This window comes from Rothia sp. P7208 (genome assembly GCF_048512915.1).
In the GTDB taxonomy this organism is placed as follows: Bacteria; Actinomycetota; Actinomycetes; order Actinomycetales; family Micrococcaceae; genus Rothia.
This window is the reverse complement of sequence record NZ_JBLXXW010000008.1, coordinates 79,181-85,331: the sequence shown is the minus strand read 5'-3', so window position 1 is coordinate 85,331 and position 6,151 is coordinate 79,181. Positions and strand designations below refer to the sequence as shown.

Genomic DNA, 6,151 nt, shown 5'->3' with positions numbered 1-6,151 from the left:
TAAGAGTTGTCATAAAAGTTTTTGCACCTACGCTGTTTTAGGCCTGTCCCCTCTTAGCATCTCTCCCCTGTCAGAGAACAGATTCTCTGAAACTATTCTTCTTAATGGAAGAAATGACGGCTGCCAGTAAAGTACATTGTCACACCAGCAGATTCAGCGGCAGCAATGACTTCTTCATCACGAATAGAGCCACCAGGCTGAACAACCGCACGAACACCAGCATCGATGAGTATCTGTAGCCCATCAGCGAAGGGGAAAAAGGCGTCAGAGGCAGCAACTGAACCGCGAGCGCGTTCAGCATTATCGGCAAGAGTGTTAGCGCGTTCAACCGAAAGTTTACAAGAATCTACACGGTTTACCTGCCCCATGCCAATACCGACAGCAGCACCTTGATCAGCTAGAAGGATAGCATTTGATTTTGCAGAACGTAGGGCACGCCAAGCAAAGCTCAAATCTTTGAGGGTTTGTTCATCGGCAGGTTGACCGGCAACGAGAGTCCACGCGGTAGGCGCATCACCCTCAGCTTGTAGCTGGTCTGCATCTTGGAATAATGCGCCACCAGAAATTTGACGGTATTCGATGGTGCTTCGCGTGTAATTCTGAGGCAGTTCGAGAATACGTAGGTTCTTCTTAGACCGTAAAATCTCTAGAGCATCTGCACTATAAGACGGTGCAACAATTACTTCGGTAAAAATGTTTTTGATGTTCTGCGCCATCTGTGCGGTTACTTCGCGGTTTGCTGCGATAACACCACCGTAGGCAGACAGTGGGTCACAGGCGTGAGCATTCATATGAGCTTGTGCAATAGGGTCTTCAGCTTGTGGTGGTGCAATTGCCACGCCACAAGGATTATTGTGCTTAATAATAGCTACTGCGGGTTCATCGAAATCATAGGCGGTGCGTAGAGCGGCGTCAGCATCAACGTAGTTGTTATAGCTCATTGCTTTACCGCCGAGTTGTTCAGCTTGAGCAATGCCGGGTGCGCTAGCGGAGTCTACGTAAAGAGCTCCTTGCTGGTGAGGGTTCTCTCCATAGCGTAAAGATTCTGAACGTTCAAAGGATAGTCCCGCAAAAGGTGGCCAGTATTGGGCGTTCTCAGATCCTTCTAGCTGGGCGGCTGTCCATGTTGCTACAGCGGTATCGTAAGTGGCGGTATGTGCAAAAGCAGCTGAGGCAAGACGGCGACGTTCAGCTAAAGTAAATCCACCGTTTTGAGCTGCGTTAATGACGTCATCATAGCGTTGGGGGTCGACGACAACAGCTACTGAATGATGGTTTTTTGCGGCTGCACGCACCATGGAAGGACCACCAATATCGATTTTTTCGATAATAGCATCGTGGTCAGCACCAGAAGCAACAGTTTGCGCAAAAGGGTAAAGGTTAACGATAACAACATCAAAAGGTTCGATGCTTAGGTCTTCTAGAGTTTGTCGGTGTTGTTCTTTCCGACGGTCAGCTAGAATACCTGCGTGAATCCTCGGGTGAAGAGTTTTGACGCGACCTTCAAGACATTCGGGAAACTCGGTGATATCAGATACTTCTGTTACTGGTACGCCTGCAGAAGCAATCGTCGCTGCGGTAGAACCTGTTGAAATGAGTGATACACCGGCTTGGTGTAGTCCGCGTGCAAGGTCTTCTAATCCAGTTTTGTCGTAGACAGAGATGAGCGCACGTTTGATGGGGACACGATCTAGCTGAGTAAGGCTCACAAATACTCCAATTTTTGTCTGGGTAAAAGGTGTTATTTTTTGAGCCGTTTTCAGCCCCGGCCCACGGGCTAGATACCAGTGATGAGGTATCTACATCTGTGGCACCGGCGCTTATAAAAGCGGTGGTATATGTTCTTCAGGAGTGGTTTTCTCCGTGGCATTCTGCGAAGAACGTAGAGTGTGGCTTATCTGTTCAAGAGTGTTCACAAGTAACTCCCGCTCTTTGACTTTGATACGCTCGTGAAGGGTTTCTTCGGTGTCTGTATCTTCCACAAGGACAGGAGCTTGAGCAAGGATAGTTCCGGTATCCACCCCTGCATCAACTAAATGAACCGTCATTCCAGTGACTTTAACCCCATAGGCGAGGGCGTCGCGTACCCCGTGTGCTCCGGGGAAAGAGGGTAAGAGAGCAGGGTGGGTATTGATGATACGTCCGGCGAATCGTTCAACAAGTTGTTTGTCCACGATGCGCATGAAGCCAGCGAAGACGATACGATCAGGGTTATATCGGGTGAGGTGTTCTTCAAGGGCGCGGTTCCATTGCTCGCGAGAAGAATAATGATGTGGTTCGCACAGGAACGTTTCAATACCGTTCTCTTGGGCTCGTGCGATACCACGGCACGGTTTATCTGCACCGACAGCAAGAATATCCACCGTGAGGGTGCCTGCCGAAACAGCATCTATGATGGACTGTAAGTTTGTCCCTGACCCAGAGACCATCACCACAATACGCATGATTCACAGTGTACCCCACCTTGTGGCGAAGCTAATAGTTCAATTATTTATATGACTTAAAGTATTTTGCACAGGAGAGAGCAGGTGCGAGGAATCCCTCAAATCTCTCAGAGCAGGTATCCTAGAGAGTATGTCTGTACAGCCTATGCTTCCTGAGAATGAGTCCTCCCCCATGGTTCAAGACGCAAAGCAACGTCTTGATGTCTGTCATCGTTTGAGCATTGCTTTCGGCCTTTTAGGGTTTGTGTTCTCCGCGTATAGCGGGTGGTGGCTTATTGCAGCATTGTCCTTTCAGCTGGGGATGATTATCAGCGCTGTTTGGGGCATGACGTATATTGCTCGGGCACGTGCGTCCTCAGGCATGTATGTGACGTTCACATTCTTTATGGTGATTGCGCTAGTACTCATGTTTAGTACCTCAATACAAATAATTTTTATGGACCAAACAAACCAGTTTGCAGATTGTACCCGTCATGCTCTGACCATTGTCCGGCAGGAGCAGTGTAAAGCTGATTTAGAGGATAATCTTTTAGGGTCCTTACTCAAATAACGACCCGATAGGGGCAGTCGTACCGGGAGTCATAGGGGTACTGGTAGCAGTACTCATGGTGGTGGTTGTAGAGCGATTAGACTGGGACAAACAACCCCCACAATAAACTTCAAGATAAAACCTCAAGGTATTGTCTTCAAGCACATTTGATGATGCTCTAGATACATCCCATAAGCTCAATTATTTAAGTGAGGTTTTGTCACACCCTCAGAACGCCAAAAGCTCTGTGCCCGAAAAGCGTTAAGAGTCATCAGACTTCGACGAAGAACGACGTCGAGTTTTTGGACGGCGTATGACTCGCCCATGTTTAAAGTGAGTGAGGGTTTTCCCTTCAGAGGAATCCTTATCTCCAGTTACCTTATCGGTTGCAGTATCATTTTTTTGTTTCGATACGTCATCTTCAGTTGACGAAGCCTCTGCCTGAGCCTCGAGGTGTTCCTCTTCGAGATCAGAAAACAATCGTAAGTTTTGGGCTACGACAGATTCAAAATCAGCAGTTTTTTTCTCCTCTTTTTGAGCCACCTCAGATAGCGTCGTATCCGATAACGGTTCATCAGCGTCTTCTAAGAGACGACGCACAGCCTCTGAAGAAGGCTTATTGGTTTCATCATGCTGTTCTTCAACTTCTGCGATAGCAGAATTCTGACGAGAGTTCCGACGTTGCGCTTTTTTCTGCTCGCGGGCAAGACGTTTACGACGACGGCGCTCTTCACGGTCGTTCTTTAGCTCAGAGAAACGCTCAAGCTCAGTAATAGCGCCACGATGGAAGATAGGAGCCGTCACCGATCCCATCATCACGCCACAAGCAATCCAACCGGCAGATAAAGCACCAAATAATAAAGCATCTGGCCCTAAATCAGTAAAACGTCCCATACCAAGAGAACCGCGCGATGCCCAACCGCATAACGCCAAAATGATGCCGGCAGGAATAGAAACAAAGATAGCTAAGGCAAAAGTTGATAGTGGCAAAGAAATCCAGCGGAAAGGAATTTTCAGAGAAAGCCACTCATCAAGGTGGTCTTCACCGGCACGGAAGAACCACCAGCCAGCAACAATACCGCACAGCACAGGAACCGCAATAGCAATATAGTTCCACGGTTCATTGACCGTTGGTAAGGCACCCAGAAGAGGGAAAGCGGGGAGCACACCAGTAGAGTGTTCAAAGAAGTTTACGGAGGTATGTTCTCCCAATGAGAAACCAGCTCCGACACTCCAAGACATCGCCCAAAAAACTACGTTAGGGATAACACCAAGCTGTAAAAAGGTCAAAGCAGTATCGCCGATGGCACCAGCATCAAGCAATTGATAAATTGTTACGACATCGCTCCAATGCCAGAGCAAAGACAAGCTCAGTAATAGCCCTCCACAGCCAATAAACGCAAGAACTGCCACGATTGATGCGCGAAGAACCGTCCAAACATAAGAACCCGCCCAACGTGAGTACTGGCTAAACTGAGCAACCCATTCGGCAGCGTTAACACCGATCATTCTCGCCAAAGAACGAGACTCGTACCAGCCACCAAGAATAAGCCCTGATAAAACGACCCAACACGGTACAAGTGCAGAAGCTACAGGATACGCTACCGCAGTAGTATCTGTTGTCAAAAGGCTCAAACCCCCAGCACAGGCACTATAAGTGATAGCTCCGGTTAATGTTGGTATCCAGAATTGTCCCTCACGAGATGCTTGAGCTAAGACTCGTCCTGAACGGAAACATAACCATAAGGGTATCAGCGTTAAGCCCAACGGGATAAAGCTCATCGTCCCTTGAATATCGGGGGTGTCTCCATACGGGGCAGAGATGTTCAGATGAAGAGGAACCCCGTGGATTAGAAGCCACATTTGGCTAACTAAAACTGCCATAGCGTAGAGGTCACGCTGTTCAAAACCGCCGGTAAACCATACGGCACCCAGTAGTAGCACTACAGCAAAGCAAGAGTAGAAGGCAGTACGGAAGAGTTCGACAACACCCTGTAGCCAGAGGGGCATCGGTATCGAACGTTGTTGAGGTTTCATCACGCTGGTTTTCATCGTCTTTTATCTTGTCATGAACTCTATTGAACTCTGAAGTTCACACAGCTTTTCTAATCCAAATGAGACATAAACCAAGGATTTTCTTCACCGCGTGCACCCCACTGAACCATACCATGTATGCCGGTCAAGACGCTAAGCTCATCACAGCCTACGTCTTAAGGTCACGTAAAAGACACAGGGTTTATAGTCCTCGCGCGGCGTTTTCGTGCAGCGGATTAACGGCAGGGACTCCCCAGCGACGATAAATATCTGCTTTAGAAGAAACTATTTCTAGCTGATGCACTTCAGCGGTAGCAGCCATGAGCCCTTCAAGTGCGGCGGTAGGCAATGGCGTATAAGGGCCTTCTGGTGAGGGGCGTTCTTCAGCACGAATTTGGCGACCGGCCCATGCCAAAGATACGTTCGTATCAACGTCGAGAACCTGCCCGCTAAAACGTTCGAGAAGTTCGTTAACCCACCGCTCTGTTTCAGGGTAGGGGTAAAGCCCTTTAAGTTCGCCTAGGCTAAGTGCTGATATGTACATCACCATATATGAGCGACGGCGAAGAAACGCAACGACCTGCGGATGTGGTGTGGCTTTGCGAATCTCTGCTAGTACATCAGAGTCTAGAAGTAGTCCTCTTATACTCATGCTGCTTGTAAGATACCGTATTCCTGGTTAGGGATACCGTGCGGATTAGGAGAAAGCAAAAAGTTAAGAAACTCAGAACGCTCATGGGAAATACGAGTGTAATCTTGAATGCTTACGGCAGCGTAACCGCCACGAGTTTGAGCAGAAGAAACAGGTTGAATATTGTGCTGAGGGCGAGCGGTGTTGTGCATGATACAACTGCGCTGAATGCGCTTTCCTTTCGAAGTGCTCTTGTCCGTACCAGCCTGCGTACTATGACGCGAATACGAACCGCTTCGTCATCCGAGCCACCCGTGAACATGGGGTTGGCGTTCAACTAAAGTCGGAGCTTATCAGTTGAAACTCTTGAAGCTGAATCCAGAATAACGCAACCACCACAAAAAACAAAGAGCACAACCCAAAATATTTGAGAGATTTAGGCTACACCAGCTTTAGTGAAAGCTCATCCGGTAACCTAGAACATATATGCACCTTGCCAGCAGAGGATACAAC

General features: G+C 48.3%; 6 protein-coding genes and 1 riboswitch. Of the genes, 1 reads left to right on the top strand and 5 read right to left on the bottom strand.

Translation table 11 applies throughout. The features are described 5' to 3' along the window. Positions 1 to 101: 101 nt before the first annotated feature. Positions 102 to 1,709, bottom strand: coding sequence for a bifunctional phosphoribosylaminoimidazolecarboxamide formyltransferase/IMP cyclohydrolase (gene purH / locus ACN084_RS07635; protein ID WP_419106457.1), 1,608 nt, complete (start codon positions 1,707 to 1,709; stop codon positions 102 to 104). A gap of 111 nt (positions 1,710 to 1,820) precedes the next feature. Continuing rightward, entirely contained in the window at positions 1,821 to 2,444 is a 624-nt protein-coding gene (gene purN / locus ACN084_RS07630; RefSeq protein ID WP_419106456.1) for a phosphoribosylglycinamide formyltransferase, read from the bottom strand. 130 nt (positions 2,445 to 2,574) lie between these two features. Between purN and ACN084_RS07625 the strand changes: the two genes are divergently transcribed. Then, positions 2,575 to 2,994: a hypothetical protein gene (locus ACN084_RS07625; protein ID WP_419106455.1), complete on the top strand. Its 420-nt coding sequence runs from the start codon at positions 2,575 to 2,577 to the stop codon at positions 2,992 to 2,994. 240 nt (positions 2,995 to 3,234) lie between these two features. Here ACN084_RS07625 and ACN084_RS07620 read toward each other — a convergent pair whose 3' ends face one another. The 3 genes from ACN084_RS07620 to ACN084_RS07610 all read right to left on the bottom strand — a co-directional run bounded on the left by ACN084_RS07620 (position 3,235) and on the right by ACN084_RS07610 (position 5,850). Further along, positions 3,235 to 5,025: a DUF6350 family protein gene (locus tag ACN084_RS07620; protein ID WP_419106454.1), complete on the bottom strand. Its 1,791-nt coding sequence runs from the start codon at positions 5,023 to 5,025 to the stop codon at positions 3,235 to 3,237. Positions 5,026 to 5,209: 184 nt separating this feature from the next. Further along, a complete protein-coding gene (locus tag ACN084_RS07615) occupies positions 5,210 to 5,659 on the bottom strand; it encodes a plasmid stabilization protein (RefSeq protein WP_419101996.1) in 450 nt (149 codons plus the stop codon). Continuing rightward, positions 5,656 to 5,850, bottom strand: a complete 195-nt coding sequence (locus ACN084_RS07610) for a nuclease PIN (RefSeq protein ID WP_419101995.1) — start codon at positions 5,848 to 5,850, stop codon at positions 5,656 to 5,658. The genes ACN084_RS07615 and ACN084_RS07610 overlap by 4 nt, the downstream gene beginning before the upstream one ends. A 31-nt stretch (positions 5,851 to 5,881) precedes the next feature. Then, positions 5,882 to 6,010, bottom strand: a riboswitch (SAM riboswitch). Positions 6,011 to 6,151: the final 141 nt, after the last annotated feature.

Coding starts and splice junctions, on each gene's coding strand:
- purN (WP_419106456.1), bottom strand. CDS start 2,444: ATGCGTATTGTGGTGATGGTCTCTGGGTCAGGGACAAACTTACAGTCC.
- ACN084_RS07625 (WP_419106455.1), top strand. CDS start 2,575: ATGTCTGTACAGCCTATGCTTCCTGAGAATGAGTCCTCCCCCATGGTT.
- ACN084_RS07620 (WP_419106454.1), bottom strand. CDS start 5,025: ATGAAAACCAGCGTGATGAAACCTCAACAACGTTCGATACCGATGCCC.
- ACN084_RS07615 (WP_419101996.1), bottom strand. CDS start 5,659: ATGAGTATAAGAGGACTACTTCTAGACTCTGATGTACTAGCAGAGATT.
- ACN084_RS07610 (WP_419101995.1), bottom strand. CDS start 5,850: ATGCACAACACCGCTCGCCCTCAGCACAATATTCAACCTGTTTCTTCT.